General features: G+C 67.9%; 22 protein-coding genes and 1 other RNA gene. 15 read left to right on the forward strand and 8 right to left on the reverse strand.

The window, feature by feature from the left end; all coding sequences use genetic code 11:
- Positions 1–56: 56 nt before the first annotated feature.
- The 3 genes from NQ204_RS00500 (at position 57) to pepQ (ending at position 4,108) form a co-directional block, all read left to right on the forward strand.
- The gene (locus NQ204_RS00500; RefSeq protein ID WP_256642771.1) at positions 57–2,330 is read left to right on the forward strand and encodes a DUF1631 family protein; all 2,274 of its coding nucleotides are present in this window, start codon (positions 57–59) and stop codon (positions 2,328–2,330) included.
- A complete protein-coding gene (locus NQ204_RS00505) occupies positions 2,327–2,701 on the forward strand; it encodes a PilZ domain-containing protein (protein WP_256642772.1) in 375 nt (124 codons plus the stop codon). Before NQ204_RS00500 ends, NQ204_RS00505 begins: the two co-directional genes overlap by 4 nt.
- Before the next feature lie 75 nt (positions 2,702–2,776).
- Positions 2,777–4,108 (forward strand): Xaa-Pro dipeptidase, encoded by a 1,332-nt coding sequence (gene pepQ / locus NQ204_RS00510; protein WP_256642773.1) that lies wholly within the window; start codon positions 2,777–2,779, stop codon positions 4,106–4,108.
- 556 nt (positions 4,109–4,664) lie between these two features.
- On the opposite strand, the gene NQ204_RS00515 is transcribed toward pepQ, so the two are convergent.
- Positions 4,665–5,987 (reverse strand): aminopeptidase P N-terminal domain-containing protein, encoded by a 1,323-nt coding sequence (locus NQ204_RS00515; protein ID WP_116865175.1) that lies wholly within the window; start codon positions 5,985–5,987, stop codon positions 4,665–4,667.
- Positions 5,988–5,992: 5 nt separating this feature from the next.
- Positions 5,993–6,541, reverse strand: a complete 549-nt coding sequence (locus tag NQ204_RS00520) for a UPF0149 family protein (protein WP_116865164.1) — start codon at positions 6,539–6,541, stop codon at positions 5,993–5,995.
- Positions 6,542–6,692: 151 nt separating this feature from the next.
- Between NQ204_RS00520 and NQ204_RS00525 the strand changes: the two genes are divergently transcribed.
- The 8 genes from NQ204_RS00525 (at position 6,693) to NQ204_RS00560 (ending at position 10,957) form a co-directional block, all read left to right on the forward strand.
- Positions 6,693–6,914: a TIGR02449 family protein gene (locus NQ204_RS00525; RefSeq protein WP_108769879.1), complete on the forward strand. Its 222-nt coding sequence runs from the start codon at positions 6,693–6,695 to the stop codon at positions 6,912–6,914.
- Complete coding sequence (locus tag NQ204_RS00530; protein WP_108769880.1) at positions 6,911–7,207, forward strand: cell division protein ZapA; 297 nt, start codon at positions 6,911–6,913, stop codon at positions 7,205–7,207. The genes NQ204_RS00525 and NQ204_RS00530 overlap by 4 nt, the downstream gene beginning before the upstream one ends.
- A 97-nt stretch (positions 7,208–7,304) precedes the next feature.
- A non-coding RNA gene (gene ssrS / locus NQ204_RS00535) (6S RNA) lies at positions 7,305–7,490 on the forward strand.
- Positions 7,491–7,574: 84 nt separating this feature from the next.
- Positions 7,575–8,168, forward strand: a complete 594-nt coding sequence (locus NQ204_RS00540) for a 5-formyltetrahydrofolate cyclo-ligase (RefSeq protein ID WP_116865166.1) — start codon at positions 7,575–7,577, stop codon at positions 8,166–8,168.
- A complete protein-coding gene (locus NQ204_RS00545) occupies positions 8,165–8,644 on the forward strand; it encodes an EVE domain-containing protein (protein WP_116865167.1) in 480 nt (159 codons plus the stop codon). The genes NQ204_RS00540 and NQ204_RS00545 overlap by 4 nt, the downstream gene beginning before the upstream one ends.
- Positions 8,645–8,666: 22 nt before the next feature.
- Positions 8,667–9,314, forward strand: a complete 648-nt coding sequence (gene rpiA, locus NQ204_RS00550; protein ID WP_116865168.1) for a ribose-5-phosphate isomerase RpiA — start codon at positions 8,667–8,669, stop codon at positions 9,312–9,314.
- 20 nt (positions 9,315–9,334) lie between these two features.
- Positions 9,335–9,778, forward strand: coding sequence for a DUF192 domain-containing protein (locus tag NQ204_RS00555; RefSeq protein ID WP_256642774.1), 444 nt, complete (start codon positions 9,335–9,337; stop codon positions 9,776–9,778).
- A 333-nt stretch (positions 9,779–10,111) separates the two neighbouring features.
- Positions 10,112–10,957 carry a SirB1 family protein gene (locus tag NQ204_RS00560; RefSeq protein WP_256642775.1) on the forward strand — a complete coding sequence of 282 codons (846 nt, stop codon included), beginning with the start codon at positions 10,112–10,114 and terminating at the stop codon, positions 10,955–10,957.
- A gap of 1 nt (position 10,958) precedes the next feature.
- On the opposite strand, the gene NQ204_RS00565 is transcribed toward NQ204_RS00560, so the two are convergent.
- Complete coding sequence (locus NQ204_RS00565) at positions 10,959–11,183, reverse strand: rubredoxin (RefSeq protein ID WP_305888226.1); 225 nt, start codon at positions 11,181–11,183, stop codon at positions 10,959–10,961.
- A gap of 34 nt (positions 11,184–11,217) precedes the next feature.
- Here NQ204_RS00565 and thiE point away from each other — a divergent pair, with 34 nt between their 5' ends.
- Together thiE and hemL are read left to right on the forward strand one after the other, a co-directional pair.
- Positions 11,218–11,844, forward strand: a complete 627-nt coding sequence (gene thiE / locus NQ204_RS00570) for a thiamine phosphate synthase (protein WP_116865172.1) — start codon at positions 11,218–11,220, stop codon at positions 11,842–11,844.
- 16 nt (positions 11,845–11,860) lie between these two features.
- Positions 11,861–13,150, forward strand: coding sequence for a glutamate-1-semialdehyde 2,1-aminomutase (gene hemL / locus NQ204_RS00575; RefSeq protein ID WP_116865173.1), 1,290 nt, complete (start codon positions 11,861–11,863; stop codon positions 13,148–13,150).
- 107 nt (positions 13,151–13,257) lie between these two features.
- On the opposite strand, the gene azu is transcribed toward hemL, so the two are convergent.
- Positions 13,258–13,707, reverse strand: a complete 450-nt coding sequence (gene azu / locus NQ204_RS00580; protein ID WP_108769889.1) for an azurin — start codon at positions 13,705–13,707, stop codon at positions 13,258–13,260.
- 122 nt (positions 13,708–13,829) lie between these two features.
- Between azu and NQ204_RS00585 the strand changes: the two genes are divergently transcribed.
- Positions 13,830–14,432 (forward strand): HAD-IA family hydrolase, encoded by a 603-nt coding sequence (locus tag NQ204_RS00585; RefSeq protein ID WP_116865174.1) that lies wholly within the window; start codon positions 13,830–13,832, stop codon positions 14,430–14,432.
- A gap of 75 nt (positions 14,433–14,507) precedes the next feature.
- On the opposite strand, the gene NQ204_RS00590 is transcribed toward NQ204_RS00585, so the two are convergent.
- Positions 14,508–15,734 carry an acetylornithine transaminase gene (locus tag NQ204_RS00590; RefSeq protein ID WP_256642777.1) on the reverse strand — a complete coding sequence of 409 codons (1,227 nt, stop codon included), beginning with the start codon at positions 15,732–15,734 and terminating at the stop codon, positions 14,508–14,510.
- A 63-nt stretch (positions 15,735–15,797) separates the two neighbouring features.
- On the opposite strand from NQ204_RS00590, the gene NQ204_RS00595 reads away from it, so the two are divergent.
- Positions 15,798–16,670: an ion transporter gene (locus NQ204_RS00595; protein ID WP_256642778.1), complete on the forward strand. Its 873-nt coding sequence runs from the start codon at positions 15,798–15,800 to the stop codon at positions 16,668–16,670.
- A 72-nt stretch (positions 16,671–16,742) separates the two neighbouring features.
- Here NQ204_RS00595 and NQ204_RS00600 read toward each other — a convergent pair whose 3' ends face one another.
- The 3 genes from NQ204_RS00600 to NQ204_RS00610 form a co-directional block, all read right to left on the reverse strand.
- Entirely contained in the window at positions 16,743–17,693 is a 951-nt protein-coding gene (locus NQ204_RS00600) for a YiiG family protein (RefSeq protein ID WP_256642779.1), read from the reverse strand.
- A gap of 32 nt (positions 17,694–17,725) precedes the next feature.
- Positions 17,726–18,715 (reverse strand): YiiG family protein, encoded by a 990-nt coding sequence (locus tag NQ204_RS00605; protein WP_256642780.1) that lies wholly within the window; start codon positions 18,713–18,715, stop codon positions 17,726–17,728.
- Between the two features lie 90 nt (positions 18,716–18,805).
- Positions 18,806–19,648, reverse strand: a complete 843-nt coding sequence (locus NQ204_RS00610) for an SDR family oxidoreductase (RefSeq protein ID WP_116864541.1) — start codon at positions 19,646–19,648, stop codon at positions 18,806–18,808.
- Positions 19,649–19,675: the final 27 nt, after the last annotated feature.

Raw genomic sequence — 19,675 nt, forward strand, 5'->3', positions numbered from 1 at the left:
GCTGCCGACACGGTAGATTCCCATGTCGATTCGCGGGAATCCCGGAACTGCACCCGATGTCTGCCGCTTTCCCCTTTGCCACCCCTGACAGCGCGCGCCTGGCCGCCGCAGACCTGCCCCCCCGCGTGCGCGAGCTGCTGGGTGAACTGCTGGTGCTGTGCCGCCATGTGCTGACCGCGCCGCTCATCCTTACCGTGGAAGCGGCCGAACAGGCGTTGCTGCACGATGCCGAGCACGCACGCAATCCGCAGATGCAGGCCGAGCTGCTGGCACAGCGTGGCCAGCTGCACGCGTTTGCCGGCACCTTCTGCGACCGCATGCTCGATGCGCTGGCCGACAGCCTGGTGCAGCTGCGTGCGCCGCAGGACACCGCGCCGGCGAGCGCGTCCGGCCGCCCGCCGGGCCTGCTGGGCCTGTCACTGGTGGATGACCACGAAGTGGACCGCAACCTGGTGCTGACCGAAATGGTGCGCCGGGAAAACCAGCGTTCGGGCAATGCCCTGAACCTGCTCGGCCAGCGCCTTGCGGTGCTGGCCGCCGCCCCGGCGTTCGACAACGACACCCTGCCGCTGGCGCCGCAGGCGCTGTGCACCCTGGTGCGGCGCCTGGCCGAACAGGATGGGCTGAGCGCCGAACTGCAGCTGGCGCTCTATCGCAGCTTCGAACGCCAACTGCTGGAACGCCTCGGCGATGTCCTAGAGCGCTCCAACACCTTGCTGGCCCAGCACGGCGTGCTGCCGGGCCTGGTCTACACCCCGTACCTGGCGCGCTCGTCCAGCACCCGCCGCATCATCACCCAGTCCGTCGGCGGTGGCCGCGCGACGCAGCCTGCACCGCGTTCGGCCGAGCCGTTGACCGGCTGGGGCAGCACCGGCCGCGCGGGTTCGTGGTCGGCGCTGATGCAGAACGCCTTCGCCGACGCCGTCCCGCCGGGTGCGGCCAACCCGGAACTGACCACGCCCCCGGCCAACCTTCTGCACGACCTGCTGCAGCAGGCCCGGCACGCCGCGCCGATGGCCATCGAACCGCCCTCGATTCCCAGCGGCCTGGTGGATGCGGTGCTGGCGCGCCTGCAGGCCCAGGCCGGCGCCGCCACCAGCATCACCGACCTGCAGACCGCCGTGACCGCGCAGCTGCGCAGTGAGCACGGCGCGCAGGCCCAGCTGGCCAGCCACGATCGCGACCACCTTGACCTGCTGCGCCTGCTGCTGCAGCAGGTCCAGCAGCAACAGCGCCCCGACCCCGTGCCGGCCGCCCTGCTGGCCCGCCTGCAGGTGCCACTTGCGCGCGCGGCGATGGCCGACCCCGCCTTCTTCGTGCGCGACGAACACCCCGCGCGCGAACTGCTCAACACCATCGCCGAAGCCGGTGCCAACTGGCTGGGCGACGATGACGTGGATCCGCAGCTGATGCAGCGCCTGGCGCAGAGCGTGCAGGGACTGCTGGGCCAGGACGCGCGCACGCCTGAAGCATTCGCTGCGGCCAATGAAGACATCCAGCAACACCAGCGCGCCGCCGCGCATCGCGCCGAGCTGGCCGAACGCCGCCATGTGGAAGCAGCGCGCGGCAAGGAGCGGTTGGCCCTGGCCCGCCGCGAAGCCAGCGCGCAGATCGACCAGCAATGCCAGGCACAGGCGCCGCCGCGCTTCGTGCAGACTCTGCTGCGCGAGGCGTGGGCCGACGCGCTGACCCTGACCCGGCTGCGCCACGGGGATGACTCGGCGCAGTGGCAGGAGCGCCTGCAGCAGACCGAACGCATTGCCGCGGTCACCGCCGCGCCCGCCGGGGCCGACAGCGTGCCCGACGCGCCGCTGGCCGCGGAAGTGGAAGCGGCCCTGCTGCAGGTCGGCTACCACCCCGAGGAAGCCTCGGCGGTCGCCCGCCGCCTGGCCACGCCCGGCGGCGAGGACGAGCACACCTCGCGCACCGAACTCAGTGCACGCCTGAAGGCGCGCGCGCGGCTGGGCGAGCATGCAGCGGGCAGCACCCGCACCCACGACCCCGCACCGCGCAGCGCGGTCGAACAGGCCTGCCATGAGCAGCTGACCCACCTGCCCTTCGGCAGCTGGTTCGACCTCAGCGACGAGGACGGCAGCGTGCGCCGCCAGCGCCTGTCCTGGTACAGCCTGCTGACCGGCCATGTGCTGTTCGTCAATCCGCGCGGGCAGAAAAGCAGCGAGACCGACCTGGATACGCTGGCCCGGCAGATGGCCGCCGGCCGGGCGCAGCTGGTCACTGAAGAAAAAGGCCGCCTGGTCGATCGTGCCTGGCAGGCCAGCCTGTCTGCCCTGCGCGCGATGGCCGGTCGTCGCCAGGAGCCTGACGCATGAGCCAGTTACCGCCGCAGGACACCCGCCGCGCACCCCGCCGCCAGGTGTCCGACCTGGTCCCGGTCACCGACCAGATGCGCAACAGCGTGGTGGGCCGGCTGGGCAATGTTTCCGAAACCGGCATGCTGATGCTGGCCAGCCAACCGCTGCGCGACGACGCGCTGTACCAGCTGCGCTTCCCGCTGCCACTGGGCGATGGCCGCAGCGCGGCCATCGATGTAGGCGTGCACCTGCTGTGGAGCGAGCCGGCGCATGCCCCGGGGCAGAGCTGGGCCGGATTCCGATTCCTCACCCTGTCGCGCGAACATCGGCAGTTGCTGCGTGCCTGGATCGGCGAGGACAGCGACGAGGCGCCGGTTTCGACAGGCTGAGTGCCGGTTCCTGCACAGCGGTTTTTTGCGGCATGCGGCAGAATCTAGGGCCGTTTTCCGTGTCGAGCCACCGCAATGATCCAGCAAGACCCTGGCGCCCTGTATTCCGACCACCTGGCCGTGCTGTGCCGACGCGCCGAACAGGCGCTGGCCCGCGGCGGCTTCGACCACCTGGCGGTGCCCAGCGGCACCCTGCACTACCAGATGTTCGATGATCGCGATTACCCGTACGCAGTGAACCCGCAGTTCAAGGCGTGGCTGCCGCTCACCCGCGTGCCCAACAGCTGGGTGGTGTTCACCCCGGGCAAGCGTCCGGCGGTGATCTTCCACCAGCCGTCCGATTACTGGCACGTGGTGCCGGACGCTCCCAGCGGCTGGTGGGTGGAACACTTCGACATCCACATCATCCGCAAGCCGGAAGAGGCGCTGGCGCTGCTGCCGGCTGATCCGACGCGCTGCGCGATCCTCGGCGAGCCGCAGAGCGCGCTGGGTGCCTACGTGCCGAACAACCCGGCGCCGGTGGTGAACCATCTGGAATGGCACCGCGCCTACAAGACCCCGTATGAGATCGCGCTGATGCGCCAGGCGCAGGTGCTGGGCGTGCGCGGCCATCATGCTGCCGAGGCGGCGTTCCGCAATGGTGCCGATGAGTTCAACATCCACATGGCCTACTGCCAGGCCGTGGGCCAGGATGCCAACGAACTGCCGTACGGCAACATCGTTGCGCTGAATGAACACGCCGCGGTGCTGCATTACACCGAACTGGGCTGTACCGCACCGCAGCCGCTGCGCAGCTTCCTGATCGATGCCGGTGCCAGCGCGTACGGTTACGCCAGCGACATCACCCGTACCTACGCGGCCAAGGGCCACGACGAGTTCGCCGCGATGATCGAGGCCGTGGATGCCGCCCAGCAGCAGATGTGCGCGGCGGTGCGTGCCGGCTTCGACTACAAGCAGCTGCACGTGGATGCGCATCTTTCGCTGATGGGCGTGCTGAAGGACTTCGGCGTCATCAAGGTCTCGCCGCAGACCGCGCTGGAGACCGGCGTCAGCGCCGCGTTCTTCCCGCACGGCATCGGCCACCTGATCGGCCTGCAGGTGCACGACGTGGCCGGTTTCGCCGCCAGTGAAGAAGGCGGCCGCATCGAGCGCCCGGCCGGCCATCCCTACCTGCGCCTGACCCGCGTGCTGGAACCGGGCATGGTGGTGACCATCGAACCGGGCCTGTACTTCATCGACATGCTGCTGGACGAAGTGAAGGCTGCCGGCCATGGCGATGCGGTCAACTGGGACCGCGTGGACTTCTTCCGTCCGTATGGTGGCATCCGCATCGAAGACGAAGTGCTGTGCACTGATGGCGAGGCGGACAACCTGACGCGGCCGGCGTTTGCGGCGGCGAACGGCTGAGCCCCTCGTGGTGTGACGCTCAGAGCAAAAGCCGCGCTTGGCGGGGCGGGTAGGCCATGCAGGGGACGCTGCAAGTACGTCCCTGTAAGCTCGATGGCGCCATCCATGGCGCCAACGCCCCTGCATGGCCTACCCGCCCCACCTTTGACAGTTTCCTGCCGCGTCCAACCACGGAAAAGAAAAAAGAAAAGCAGAAGCGGGTCGCTTGCTGCGCTCGCTCCGTGTCGACCAAGGTCGACACCTACCAACAGCCGCGCGAACCAACAACCGCAATTGCCAGTAGATCCACGCCATGCGTGGATGATTCATTCGATGTCTGACAGATGTGCCGACCAACGGTCGGCACCCACCAACAGCCGCAGGAATCTGTCGAAGGCGGGGTACTGTGGGTTTGCGGGGTGTGAGCCGCATGGATGCGGCGACCAAGCCTCCACGGACGGATTCACGGCGTCCCCGCAAACCCACAGTGCCCCGCCATCCCACGGATAGCCCGCTGTTGCTGTTGCTCCAGCTGTTGCGTCTGCGGGTGCAGGGCTGCAAGCCCTGCCGATAACCCTTACCCCGCCATCACCGCTTCGATCTCGTCGGCGCTGCGCGCCAGGCCTTCGGTCAGCACGCGATGGCCGTCATCGGTGATCAGCACGTCATCCTCGGTACGGATGCCAATCCCGCGCCAGCGCGGTTCCACCGTCGTGTCATCCGCACCGATGTACAGGCCCGGCTCGATGGTGAAGGCCATGCCCGGCTCCAGCAGGCGCGAATCGCCGGCCAGGCGGTAGTCGCCCACGTCGTGCACGTCCAGGCCGATCCAGTGCCCGGTCTTGTGCCGGTAGAAGCGCTGGTACAGGCCCTCGGCCAGGTTCTTTTCCAGCGTGCCCTTCAGCAGGCCCAGCCGCAGCAGGCCTTCGGTAAGGGTCTGCACTGCCGCCAGGTGACCGGTCTCGTAGGCCACGCCCGGCTTGGCCTGCGCAAGCGCTGCCGCCTGCGCCTCACCCACCAGGTCGTGCAGCGCGCGCTGCTCGGCACTGAAGCGGCCGTTCACCGGGAACGTGCGGGTGATGTCGCTGGCGTAGCCACGGTACTCGGCACCGGCATCGATCAGCACCAGCTCGCCATCGCGCGAACGCGCGTTGTTGTCGCGGTAATGCAGGATGCAGCCGTTGCGGCCGGCACCGACGATGCTGCAGTAGGCCGGCACCGCGTCGCTGGCGCGGAACACGCGTTCGAGTTCGGCCTGCAGTTCGTACTCGTGGATGCCCGCCTTCGCCACCCGCATCGCGGCCAGGTGCGCACGCACGCTGATCTGCGCGGCGTGGTGCATCAGCGCTACTTCCGCACCGGATTTGAACAGACGCTGCTCATGCAGCAGGTGGCCCAGTTCCAGGAACTCGTGCGGCGGCTGCGCGCCGTGGCGCACCTGCGAGCGCACGCGGTTGACCCAGCCGATCAGCTTCAGGTCGAAGTCCGCGTCGCGGCCGAAGTGGTAATAGACGCGCGAACGCCCTTCCAGCAGGCCCGGCAGGATGTCGTCCAGATCGTCGATCGGGTACGCATCGTCCATGCCGTACTGCGCCACCGCCCCATCCTGGCCGGCGCGACCGCCGTCCCAGGCTTCGCGCTCGGCATCGCGCTCGCGGCAGAACAGGATGGCCTCGCCGTGACGGCGGCCGGGAATCAGCACCAGCACCGCTTCCGGTTCCGGGAAGCCGCTCAGGTACTGGAAGTCCGAGTCCTGCCGGTACGGGTAATGCGTATCCAGGCTGCGCACCTTCTCCGATGCGGCCGGCAGCACCAGGATCGCGTCGTCGGCCGCCATGTCCATCAGCTGGCGGCGGCGACGCTTGTACTCGCCGGCCGCGATGCCGGTGCGCTGCTTGATATCCATCAGTTCAGGCGCTGGCGGTGGCGCGCGGCCAGCACCACGTCACCGTGCAGCAGCAGCACCGCCACGCGGATGAACTCCTCGATCTCGGACAGGGCTTCGTCGTCGTCCTCGCCACCAGCCTCGAAATCCTCGCTGGAGGCACGGGCCAGGCTGGCCATGTCGGTCAGCGCTTCCTCGCCCTCTTCGGACAGGGTCGGGCGGCGGCCGCCGCTGCCCAGGCCGAAGCCACCGAGGAAGCTGCGGGTCCAGGCAAACATCGCGTCGGCCTGCGCGGCCACGTCGTCGCTGTCGGTCAGCAGCAGTTCGAAGGCGAAGTCGCGGTCTTCCAGCTGCTTGATGGTGGCCTCCAGCAGCTGCGCCAGCGCACTGCCGTCCGGCACCGGGGCCAGATTGTCGTCGGCCAGCACGCGTGCCGGCCAGTCATTGCCGGGGGCGCCGCCGGCGGCCAGCCAGCCGCACAGGCCGCCATGCAGCTCGGCAGCGGTGGCGCCCAGGCCCAGTTCCTGGCTGGCGCGGGAAACGTCGTCGACGGAGGGAAGTTCGGTCATCGTGCGGCTCGTTCGTAAGGGAAACCCGGAGGGCGCACGCGCGCGCCCGTGAGCCAGGTAGTGTAGCAACCCAACCGGGTACTCCTCGTGGCGGCCCGGCCCTGCTGCGGCAACGCTTGACCGCCCTCGCCCGGCTTGCCTATCGTGCGGCATGGAACCCGCCGACCCCCTTGCCCAGTTGCAGGCCTTCGCCGCCCGCGTGGAAGCGTTGCTTGAACGCAACCAGCGCCTGGCCGAAGAGAACCGCAGTCTGCGCCATCAGCAGGAACAGCTGGTGACCGAGCGTTCGACGCTGCTGGCCAAGAACGAGCAGGCCCGCTCGCGGGTGGAAGCGATGATCAGCCGGCTCAAATCCCTGGAGCAGCACACATGAGCGCCGAACCGGTCAGTGTCCGCATCCTCGATCGTGAATACACGGTGGGCGTGGGTGGCGATGAACGCGACAGCCTGATGGCCGCCGCGCGCCTGCTGGATGCGCGCATGCGCGAGATACGTGGCAGCAACCGGATGGCCGCGGTCGACCGCGTAGCCGTGCTGGCCGCGCTCAACCTGGCCCACGAGCTGCAGCTGCTGCGCGACGAGAACGCCCGCCAGGCGGTGGCCCTGCAGCAGACGCTGGCCGATCTGAACCGGCGACTGGACCGCGCGATCGACAGCAGCACGTGAAGATCGTGCGTAATGCGCCTTTTCATAGCTGAATTAGCACGTACTGTTGCCGACGAACGGCCTATCCAGATCCTGCGCGCTGGCTATAATGGCCACGCGTTCTCTGCGGTACTCGACGGCATGTGCAAACATTCGCCTTGTCCCTTAAGAACGACACCGGGAGCGCGACAGCGCCGGGAGTGCAGGTCCGCCTTGTAGCGGGAAGCCCGATGGTTCTCCAGCGTTCCCACTTGAGCCCCCGGGTTCAAGGTCGTTTCGCATGCATCGACATTGCGGAGAATGCAATATTCCAGCAAGGGCGGCGTCTTCGGGCGTCGCCCTTGTTCTTTCCGGCACAATGACGGCTGTTCCCCCGCCGCACGCTGCCATGACCGACCCGCGCCAGGCCCTGCGCCACGACCTGCGGCAACGCCGCCGTGATCTTTCCGCGCCCGCGCGCATCGCCGCCGCCGAATCGCTGGCCGATGCCCTGCTCGCTCTGCCCTTCGCCCCGCGTTCCGGCCCGGTGGCCGGCTACTGGGCGCTGGATGGCGAGATCGCCCTGCACCGCTGGCAGCTGCAGCTGCCCGAAGGCCTGACCTACTGCCTGCCGGTGCTGGCCGGCGAGGTGCTGCGCTTCGCGCCGTGGCGTCCCGGCCAGCCGCTGACCAGCAACCGCTACGGCATCCCCGAACCGGACGTGGCCCTGGAAGACACCCTGGAGCCGGCGCAGATGGCGCTGGTGGTGACCCCGCTGGTCGGCTTTGACAGCCAGTGCCGGCGGCTGGGCATGGGAGGCGGCTGGTATGATCGCAGCTTCGCCTTCCGCCACGACCGGCCGGCGCCGCCCTGGCTGGTCGGTGCTGCGTTCGCGGTGCAGCAGGTCGAGTCCTTGCCGGTGGCGTCGTGGGACGTGCCGGTGGATGCGATCTGCACCGAAGACGGCACCCTGTTCCCCTCCGCTGCCCCCGTGAACGCATGACCGCCCGCAAGCGCTATTGGCTGATGAAGTCCGAACCGGACGCTTTTTCCATCGATGACCTGGCCAAGGTGAAGGTCGAGCCCTGGAACGGGGTGCGCAACTACCAGGCGCGCAACTTCATGCGCGATGGCATGCAGGTCGGCGACGGCATCCTGTTCTACCACTCCAATACCAAGGTGCCAGGCATCGTCGGCCTGGCCACGGTGGCCAGCGCGGCCTACCCGGACGACACCCAGTTCGACCCGACGTCCGATTACCACGACCCCAGGAGCACGCGCGAAAACCCGCGCTGGATGCTGGTGGACGTGGGCTTCGAGCGCAAGCTGAAGCAGGTGATCGCGCTGGACGAGATCAAGCTGCACGCCGACGAACTCGGCGAGGGCTTCCCGCTGGTTGCCAAGGGCAACCGCCTGTCGGTGTTCCCGGTGACGGCCGCGCAGTGGAAGCTGCTGCTGTCGCTCGAAAAGAAATCCTGATTCCCTGCCTGAGAGTCCTCCCATGTCCGAAGCCAAGCGCCTTGCCGCCGAGAAAGCCATCGAATACGTCCAGGACGGCATGATCGTCGGCGTCGGCACCGGTTCCACCGTTGCCTACTTCATCGATGCCCTGGCCCGCATCCAGCACCGCATCAAGGGCGCGGTGTCCAGTTCCGAACAGAGCACCGCCCGCCTGAAGCAGCACGGCATCGAGGTGATCGAACTGAACCACGCCGGCAGCCTGTCACTGTACGTGGACGGCGCCGATGAGTGCGATGCCAACAAGTGCCTGATCAAAGGCGGTGGCGCCGCGCTGACCCGCGAGAAGATCATCGCCGAGGCCAGCGAGCGCTTCGTCTGCATCGTCGACCCGAGCAAGCAGGTGCCGGTGCTGGGCAGGTTCCCGCTGCCGGTGGAAGTGATCCCGATGGCGCGCAGCCTGGTGGCCCGCCAGATCCGCGACATGACCGGCGGCCAGCCGACCTGGCGCGAGGGCGTGGTGACCGATAACGGCAACCAGATCCTGGACATCCACAACCTGGAGATCACCGACCCGGAAAAGCTGGAGCGCGAGCTCAACCAGCTGCCGGGCGTGGTCTGCGTAGGCCTGTTTGCGCGCCGTCGCGCCGATGTGGTGATCGTCGGCGGCGAACCGCCGGTCGTGCTCTGATTTTCCCGAAGGACGCTGACATGTCGCTGCGCTCGCTGCTGATCCTCCCCCTGCTGGCCCTGACCGGCTGCGCCACCGATGCCGCCCGCCACTGGGTGGAGCTGGACGGCGCCCGTTACCAGGTGGAGCTGGCCACCAATGATGAAACCCGCGCCCGCGGGCTGATGTTCCGCGACCAGATGCCGGCCGACAACGGCATGCTGTTCATCCACGACCGCGAGGAAATGCAGGCGTACTGGATGAAGAACACCAAGATCGCCCTGGACATCCTGTACTTCGACAGCGAGCGCAGGCTGGTCAGCCAGCAGCGCGACGTGCCGCCGTGCTCGGCCGGCGACAAGTGCCCGCCCTACCCCAGCGGTGGCCCGGCGCGTTACGTGCTGGAGCTCAACGCCGGCCAGGCCGAGAAGCTGAAGCTGAAGGACGGCACCCCGCTGACCTTCGGCCCGGGCATCGAGAAATAAGGGTTGGCCGGGCGGCGCCCGGCACCCGCGGGTAGTGCCGGCCGCTGGCCGGCAACGTCAAAGTCAACGTCAACGTCGTGCATTCCGTGGGATAGCGTGGCGGTGTGGGCTTGCAGGACACGCCGTAAACCCATCCCTGGGGGCTCGTAGGCGCCATCCATGGCGCCTGCGGTCCTGCAAGCCCACACCGCCCCGCCTCTGACAGTTGGCTGCAATCTCTCGGGGTCGGATTTCTTTCGCATGCGAAAGGGATCCGACCCCGTTTCTTCATGGCAAAGTTCTTTTCACGCCACACCGCTTGAAACCGCCTGCGATTGCCTCCAGTCTGTGGCCATGCAGGACCGGATCACACTCCCCGACTGGGATGCACTGGCCGACGTCGATGACGAGGCACTGCCACTGTTGCCGACCGCGTTGCTGATCGCGCGCGATGAATACCCCGACCTGCAGCCCGGCGTGTACGACGCGCTGGTGCAGAGCCATGTCGACCACCTGCGCGCGGAAGTGGACACCATCGAGCGCTGGCCGCTGAAGATGGCCGCGGTCAACCGCCACCTGTTCGACGAACTGGGCTACAGCGGCGACCACCAGGAGTACTACGACCCGCGCAACAGCTACCTCAACCAGGTGTTCGAGCGCCGGCTGGGCAACCCCATCTCGCTGGCCCTGGTGCAGATGGAAGTCGCCCGGCGCCTGGGCATTCCACTGGACGGCGTGTCCTTCCCCGGCCACTTCCTGGTACGCCTGCCGGTGGACGACGGCGTGCTGGTGATGGACCCGTTCAATGGCGGCCGCCCGCTGGACGTGGACGAACTGCGCGAGCGCGCCAAGTCACACCTCGGCGGGCAGGCCCCGGACGACCAGGTGCTTGCGCAGATCCTCGACCCGGCGCCGACCCGCGCGATCCTCATCCGCATGCTGCGCAACCTGCACGGCGTGTATGCCGAAGCCAGCGAGTGGGACCGTGCCGCGCGCAGTGCCGACCGCCTGCTGAAGCTGGCCCCGGAACAGCACGATGCCCTGCGCGACCGGGGCCTGGCCTACCTGCAGCTGGATTATGTGGCCGGCGCCCGCCACGACCTGGGCCAGTACCTGCGCCGCAACCCCGAGGCCAACGATGCGCAGTGGCTGCGCGAAAAGCTGATCGACCTGGGTGGGCCGATGCCGCGGTTGCATTGAGTCAATCGATCTCGACCATCTCGAAATCGGCCTTGGTCACCCCGCAATCGGGGCAGGTCCAGGTCTCGGGGATGTCCTCCCAGCGCGTGCCCGGGGCGATGCCCTCCTCGGGCAGACCGTCCGCTTCGCGGTAGATGAAGCCGCAGACCACGCACATCCAGGTACGCAAGGTGGTGGGGGTGGCGTCGCTCATCGGATAATCAGGGCTGGATTCACGGGCCGCCATTGTCCCATCGCGGCCCACTCACCGGTAGCCATCGATGACTTCTGCTTCCCCGGCGCCCCGCGGCGTCTACCTGATCACCCCGGATGAACCCGATACCGCACGCCTGCTGGCGCGCACGGCGCCGCTGCTGGCCGCCGGTGCCACCTGGCTGCAGTACCGCAACAAGACCGCCAGCGACGCGCTGCGCCAGGAACAGGCCGCCGCCCTGCAGGCGCTGTGCGCCGCCCATGGCGTGCCGCTCATCATCAACGACGACCCGCAGCTGGCCCAGGCCGTGGGCGCGGCCGGCGTGCACCTGGGCGGCACCGACGGCGACATCCCCAGCGCGCGCACCCTGCTCGGCCCGGACGCCATCATCGGCGCGTCCTGCTACGACCAGCTGGCCAATGCCGAAACGGCCGTGGCCGCCGGCGCCAGCTACGTGGCCTTCGGCGCCTTCCATCCCACCACCACCAAGGTCACCCGCAGCCGCGCCCACACCGACCTGCTGCGGCAAAGCGCCGCACTGGGTGTGCCGCGGGTGGCGATCGGCGGCCTGACGCCGGACAATGTCGGTCCCATCATCGATGCCGGCGCCGACCTGGTGGCCGTGGTCAGTGGCATCTATGCCGCGCAGGACCCGGTCACGGCCCAGCGCGCCTTCCTCGCCCAGTTCGCGTAACACCCAGGAAAGCCCCATGAACCACGACCAGTCCCACGCCCTGTTCTCCCGCGCCCAGCAGCTGCTGCCGGGCGGCGTCAATTCGCCGGTGCGCGCGTTCAAGTCCGTCGGCGGCGAGCCGTTCTTCGTCGAGCGCGCCGATGGCGCCTACCTGTACGACGTCGACGGCAACCGCTACATCGACTACGTCGGTTCCTGGGGCCCGATGATCGTCGGCCACAACCACCCGGCCGTGCGCCAGGCGGTGAAGAAGGCCATCGACAACGGTCTGTCCTTCGGCGCGCCCTGTGCGGCCGAAGTGACCATGGCCGAAACCATCACCCGCCTGGTGCCGTCCTGCGAGATGGTGCGCATGGTCAACTCGGGCACCGAGGCCACGCTGTCGGCCATCCGCCTGGCCCGTGGCGCCACCGGCCGCAACCGCATCGTCAAGTTCGAAGGCTGCTACCACGGCCACGGTGATTCGTTCCTGGTCAAGGCCGGCAGCGGCATGCTGACCCTGGGCGTGCCGACCTCGCCGGGCGTGCCGGCCGGCCTGAGCGAACTGACCCTGACCCTGCCCTACAACGACTTCGACGCCGCCACCGCGTTGTTCGAAACGCAGGGCAGCGAGATCGCCGGCCTGATCATCGAACCGGTGGTGGGCAACGCCAACTGCATCCCGCCGCGCGACGGCTACCTGCAGCACCTGCGCGCGCTGTGCACGCAGTACGGCGCACTGCTGATCTTCGACGAAGTGATGACCGGCTTCCGCGTGGCCCTGGGCGGCGCGCAAGCGCACTACGGCATCACCCCGGACCTGAGCACCTTCGGCAAGATCATCGGTGGCGGCATGCCGGTGGGTGCCTACGGTGGTCGCCGCGAGCTGATGCAGCAGATCGCCCCGGCCGGCCCGATCTACCAGGCCGGCACGCTGAGCGGCAACCCGGTGGCGATGGCCGCTGGCCTGGCGATGCTGGAACTGGTCTCGCAGCCGGGCTTCCACGACGACCTGGCCGCACGCACCGCGCGCCTGTGCGAGGGCCTGGAAGCGGCCGCCGCCGAAGCCGGCGTGGCCGTGACCACCACCCGCGTGGGCGCAATGTTCGGCCTGTTCTTCACCAGCGAAAAGGTGGAGACCTATGCACAGGCCACCGCCTGTGACATCCCGGCGTTCAACCGCTTCTTCCACGCGATGCTGGACCAGGGCGTGTTCCTGGCGCCGTCGGCTTACGAGGCCGGCTTCATGTCCAGCGCACACGATGATGCCGTGATCGAAGCCACCCTGGCCGCCGCCCGCATCGCGTTCAAGGCCGCCAAGGGCTGAGCCCTGCTCTGGTAGGTGCCAACCTTGGTTGGCACTGCCGCATCTGGTGGGTGCCAACCTTGGTTGGCACGCGTGCAGTCGAGCATGGCTCGACTCTACAAACGGCATCAACCGAAGACGAAGCTGCCCTTCATCATCGCGAAGTGGCCGGGGAACGAGCAGAAGAAGGTGTAATCGCCGCCCTTCTGCAGGCCCTTGGTCGAGAAACGCACGCGCGCGGTCTCGCCGCCGCCGATCACCTTGGTGTGCGCGAGCACGCGCTTGTCTGCCTTGGGCAGGTAGCTGTCGGCCAGGGTCATGCGCATGCCGGCCATCGCTACCGGCTGGTAGTCGGCCGTGCGGGTCAGCACCCAGTTGTGGCCCATCGCCGTGGCCGCCAGCTTGCCGGTGTGGCGCAGGGTCAGGTCGACTTCGCTGCAGTCGGCAGCCACCTTGATCTGGCGCGTGCTGAAGCTCATCTGGTCCGTGCTGTCGATGCTCACCGCACACACGCGTGCCATCGCCGACGGCGCCAGCATCAGCGCACCCAGTCCCACTGCCACCATCCAAGCCTTCATCGTTGCGTCTCCTGCGGGTTCACCGACCATTCTAGGCAGGGCCATGCGCCACCGGCTGCGACCGTCTGTCGCACGCGCACGCCGGGGTATTCGCGATTCCACGGCGATGGCATGCTCAGGCCATGCGGATCGACCTGTTGCTGCTCGATGTGGATGGCGTGCTGGTGCATTACCAGCGTGCGCAGCGCGTGCTGCATCTGGCGCAGGCGCTGGACGTGAGCGCCGATGCCGTGCAGGCGGCGCTGTATGGCAGTGGGCTGGAAGCGGCACACGACAGCGGCGTGCTGGATGGCACGACCTATCTGGCACGCCTTGGCGGACTGCTGGGCCGCACCGTGGATGTGCAGACCTGGACCGCCGCACGACAGGCCGCCAGCCATCCGCAGCACGCGGTGCTGCAGCGCCTTGAGCACCTGCAGGTGCCGCTGGCAGTACTGACCAACAACGGCGCGCTGATGGTGAAGGCGCTGCCCCAGCTGCTGCCGGGCCTGTTCCCTGCGCTGCACGGACGGGTGTTCTGCAGTGCCGACTTCGGCCTGCGCAAACCGCAGCCGGCGGTGTTCCAGCGCGTGCTCGACGTGCTGCAGGTGGCGCCTGCGCACACGTTGTTCGTCGATGACCTGTTCGCCAATGTGCGCGGCGCACGCGCCGCCGGCCTGCACGCGGAAACGGTGCGCGACGGGCGTGGGCTGGGAAAGGTGTTGAAGCGCTACGCAATCCTGTAGAGCCGAGCCCATGCTCGGCTTACGTGCAGCGGCCGAGCATGGGCTCGGCTCTACAGGGGTTCCCTGGCGCCGGGATCAGCGCGCGGCGACGAACGCGGCAACGGCCGCGCGCAGTCGCTTGAGGCCTTCGGCCACTTCTTCGTCGGTGATGTTCAGCGACGGCACGAAGCGCAGCACGTCCGGGCCGGCCTGCAGGGTCAGCAGGCCCTGGTCGGCGGCGTGGTCGAGGATCACACCGGCCTGGCCGGCAAAGGCCGGGCTCAGCACCGCGCCCAGCATCAGGCCGCGGCCACGCACGCCACTGAACACGCCGAACTCTTCGCTGATGCGGTCAAAGCCATCGCGCAGCGCCTTCGACTGGCGGCTGACGTTGGCGGCGATTTCCGGCGAGGCCAACTTGCGCAGGGCCACGCGGGCGACGGCCGCGGCCAGCGGGTTGCCACCGAAAGTGGTGCCGTGGGCGCCGAACTGCATGGTTTCGGCCACCTTCGGGCCGGCCAGCATCGCGCCGATCGGGAAGCCGCCGCCGAGCGCCTTGGCCAGGGTGACCATGTCCGGCACCACGTCATCCTGCCAGTGCGCGAACAGGGTGCCGGTGCGGCCCATGCCGGCCTGGATCTCGTCCAGCACCAGCAGGGCGTCGTGCTGGTCGCACAGCTCGCGCACGCGCTTGAGGAAACCGGACCTGGCCGGCATCACGCCGCCCTCGCCCTGCACCGGCTCGAGCATGACCGCAGCAACGTCGCCGGCGGCCATCGCGGTTTCCAGCTGCACCTCATCGTTGAAGTCGATGTAGCGGAAACCACCGGGCAGCGGCTCGTAGCCTTCCTGGTACTTCGGCTGGGCGGTGGCGGTGACCGCGCCCATGGTGCGGCCGTGGAAGCTGCCGCGGAAGGTGATGATGACGCGCTTGTCGGCCGGGCGCCCCTTGCTGGAGGCCCACTTGCGGACCATCTTGATCGCCACTTCATTGGCTTCGGCGCCGGAATTGCACAGGAACACGCGCTCGGCGAAGCGGCTGGCCTGCACCAGCTCTTCGGCCAGGTGCAGCGGCGGCGCGCTGTAGAAGACGTTGCTGGTGTGCCACAGCTTGCCGGCCTGCTCGACCAGCGCAGCCACCAGGTCCGGGTCGTTATGGCCCAGGCCGCACACGGCGATGCCGGCGGCCAGGTCGATGAACTCGCGGCCCTGGCTGTCCCATACGCGGGCGCCCTGGCCTCGCTCCAACACCACCTGGCGGGGCTTGTACACCGGCAGGTAGTAGTGCGACAGGGAGATCAACGGATCGGTAGCGGCGGTCATGGCAGTGGAGTGGGTTCAGGAACCCCCATTCTCGCCCCCCAGCCCCTGCGGCACAATGTGCGGATGCGCCCGTTTTCCGCCCCCCAGCTGAACCCCGCCACCGCTTCCGGCTGGCGCCGGACCTGGTTCGAAATCATCTACCGCCACGACACCCGGCCGTCGCGCAATTTCGACCTGATTCTGGTGGTGGCGATCATCGCCAGCATCCTGGTGGTGATGATCGACAGCGTGCAGCACCTGCACGTGGCGTGGTCGGACTGGCTGTACATCATCGAGTGGGGCTTCACCGCCCTGTTCACGATCGAGTACCTGCTGCGCCTGGCGGTGGTGAAGCGGCCACTGCGCTATGCGGTCAGCGTCTGGGGCATCATCGACCTGCTGTCGATACTGCCCGCCTACCTGTCGCTGTTCATCCCCGGCGCGCAGAGCCTGCTGGTGGTGCGCGCGCTGCGCATGTTGCGGGTGTTCCGCATCCTCAAGCTGACCCGCTACATCGAGGAAAGCGGCATCCTTCTGCAGTCGTTGTGGCGCAGCCGGCGCAAGATCCTGCTGTTCCTGTTCACGGTCATTACCATCACGATCATCGCCGGCACCCTGATGTACATCATCGAGGGCCCGGCGCATGGGTTCAGCAACATCCCGGCCAGCATGTACTGGGCGGTGGTGACCATGGCCACCGTCGGCTTCGGCGACATCGTGCCGCAGACCGTGCTCGGCCGTTTCGTCACCTCGGTGCTGATCCTGATCGGTTACAGCATCATCGCCGTGCCCACCGGCATCTACACCGCCGAACTGGCCAGCACCATGCGCGATGCCGAGATGGCCGCGCGCCGGGATGCACGTGGCTGCCCGCAGTGCGGGCTGGAAGGCCACGAGCCCGACGCGCGCCATTGCCGCCGGTGCGGCAGTGCCCTGCCGGATACCTTCAACAAGTAGATCCACGCCATGCGTGGATGAGCACCGGCACAGTGCGGACCAACGGTCCGCACCCACCAGAGCCAGAATCCGTCAATGCATGCGGTTGCTGGTGGTGACCAGGTCGTTGTACGCGTCCAGGATGTCCGACTGCGCGCCTTCCGGGGCCGAGATGAGCCAGCTGCCCGAAGCCTTGCGCTCGGCGGCCAGGCCTTCGGCGCTGATCGGCTTGCCCTGCTCGATGCGTTCGATGCCACGGCCGGCCTTGCGGACCAGCATGTCGGCCGAGCGCTGCACATGGGCCCACATCGGGTCGTCCTTGCCGATGCCGGCGGCCTGCATCTCCTTCACCAGCGCCTCGTAATGCGCCAGGCGCGTGCGCAGCGCGGCGACGTCCGGCTTTTCGTCCTGGAAGGCCACCGCAAGCTGCTTGCCATCGCCCACCAGGCGCAGGTGGTAGTACGCCGGCGAACGGCCTTCGCTCTCTTCGATCTGCTTCAGCTGCGCGGCACGGCGGTCTTCCTCGTTCTTTTCCAGCGCCACGTCCAGTGCGTCGCTGGCCTTGAAGAAGGCCGCATAGGCCTGCATCAGCGGTGCGTGCTGGCCGCGCATGCCTTCGCCGCCATCGCGACGGAACTCCTCGCGGCTGAAGTAGCCATCGGCCTGTTCGATCTTCGCGTACAGGGCCTGGAAGGCCTGCTGGTAGTCACGCACCGGCGCATCCAACGGCGTTGCCGGCGTCATCGCCAGCGCGTCGGTCAGCGGCTGGCCGCAGTACTCCACACGGTGCGACAGCACCTTGCCCGGCGAGCGTGGCTGCGCTTCCTTGCCGGTCGGACCGGCCTCGACATCCTTGATCCAGCCGGTGTAGGTCTCGAAGCCCTCGTGGATGGGCTGTTCGACGCCGTTGTAGCACTCGATGTAGGCGTTGACCTTGGCCAGGCTGGGATCAGCCACCGACAGGCCGTTGGACTTGTTGCAGCCGGCCAGACCGGCCACGGCGCCCAGCAGCAGCACCGGCAGTACACGTACGGAAGCGTTCACTTCGGTTCCTCGCATGCAGAAAACAGGGCGCATTACTGCCGGTTGCTCTGGAAGACCAGCGCGTTGTATTCCTGCATCAGCTTGCCTGGCGAGCCCTGCGGCGCCATCGACGGCGAGTCGAGCATGCCGCGCTCAAACTGGCTGTAGGCCCTTTTCTCGCTGACACGCTGCAGTCGTTCCTTGCCTTGGCGGCGGAAGTTTTCCGCCTCGCGCTCGAAGCCTTCCCAATCGGATTTGCCGGGCTCCTGATCCGCCACCTTGGCATGCGCTTCGTCCGAAATGCGGTTGAAGGCGTCCAGACGCTCCTGCGCCTTGGCCGTGTCGAACGCATCCTGCGTCATCAGTTCGACGATAGCTTTGGCTTCCAGCATCATCGCCAGGCGGTAGTACTCGCGGGTGCGGCCCTCGGCCTGCTCCAGCACCTTCAGCTGCTCACGCTGCGCGGCATCGTTCTGGCGTTCAAGCTCAGCGTTGAACTGCTCGCTCGCTGCGACAAACTGCTTGAACGCGGCCATCAGCGGGCCGTGCATCTGCTTGCCCTTGGCAAACTGGTCGTCTTCGTAATCCTGCCGCTCGTAGTAGTCGTGGGCCTCCTTGCTGACCGGCGCCAGCGCCTTCAGCGCCTGCTGGTAGCGGCTGGCGGCGGCATCGAGCTCGGTCAGTGCAGGCTTGGCCGCGATCGCCTCCGTCACCGGTGCATCGCACTGCTTCATGTCGTAATCGCTGATCTCGAAGGGCCCGTAGATGCTCGATTCGCGGCCCGTCGGGCCTGCGTCGACATCCTTGATCCAACGCGTATAGGACTGGATGCTGTCACGCGTTTTTGAATCCAGTGCGTTGAAACAGCCGATGTAGGCGTTGAGCTTGGCGGTCAGCTGCTGCTGCGCGTCCACGGCAGCCGTCGCAGCGCGCTGCTCGGCCGAGCCCGACGTGGCCGGGTCGCCGGCAGGTGTATTGCCGCAGGCAGACAGGGCAAGCGCGAGCGCAGCAGCCAGCGCGGTGGAAGAAAGAATACGGGGCATGCGGGCCTTCCTTGAAAACGATTACAGCCGCGTATTCTAACCGAGCCCGCCGTGATGGCCGGCTCAATCCCGTAGCCTTTTCTACCGCAGTCAGTCGAGGAACAGATCCGGCAGCAGCGGCCGCGACGCGTCCACGGCGTAGCGGGAGAGATCGGTCACCCCGGCTTCGGCCAGCACCTCGTCATCGATCAGGAAGCGGCCGTGGAAACCGGCGGCCTCGCGCACCAGCACCGCGTGCGCGGCGTCGGCCATGATCTGCGGCGTACGGCAGCCGGCCGCATCCACACCGGGGATCATGTTGATCGCATCGGTGGCGATGACCGTACGCGGCCACAGCGCATTGATCGCCACGCCCTGCGGGCCGAATTCCGCAGCCAGGCCGAGGGTGACGAAGCTCATGCCCATCTTGGCCAGCGTGTAGCCGGTATGCGGGCCCCACCACTTCGGTGCCAGGCTGGGCGGCGGGGCCAGGGTGAGGATGTGCGGATTGGGCGCCTGCAGCAGGTACGGCAGGCAGGCTTGCGCGCACAGGAAACTGCCGCGCGAATTGACCTGCTGCATCAGGTCGAACCGCTTCATCGGTGTGTCCAGCGCGCCGCGCAGCCAGATCGCGCTGGCATTGTTGATGAGGATGTCGATGCCGCCGAAGGTATCCACCGTCGCGGCCACGGCCGCCTTCACCTGCTCCTCTTCGCGGATGTCGCACTTCAGCGCCAGGCCTTGGCCGCCGGCCGCGGTCACGGCTTCGGCGGCGCTGTGGATGGTGCCCGGCAGCTTCGGGTTGGGCACCGACGACTTCGCGGCGATGGCCACGTTGGCACCGTCGCGCGCGGCGCGCAGTGCGATGGCCAGCCCGATGCCACGCGAGGCACCGGTGATGAAAAGGGTTTTGCCCTGCAGACTGCCCACGTTCCACACTCCAGCGTATGCCATGAGCCGCCAGTATGCCGCGCCGACGCG

It is taken from the genome of Stenotrophomonas testudinis, from assembly GCF_024499815.1.
In the GTDB taxonomy this organism is placed as follows: Bacteria; Pseudomonadota; Gammaproteobacteria; order Xanthomonadales; family Xanthomonadaceae; genus Stenotrophomonas.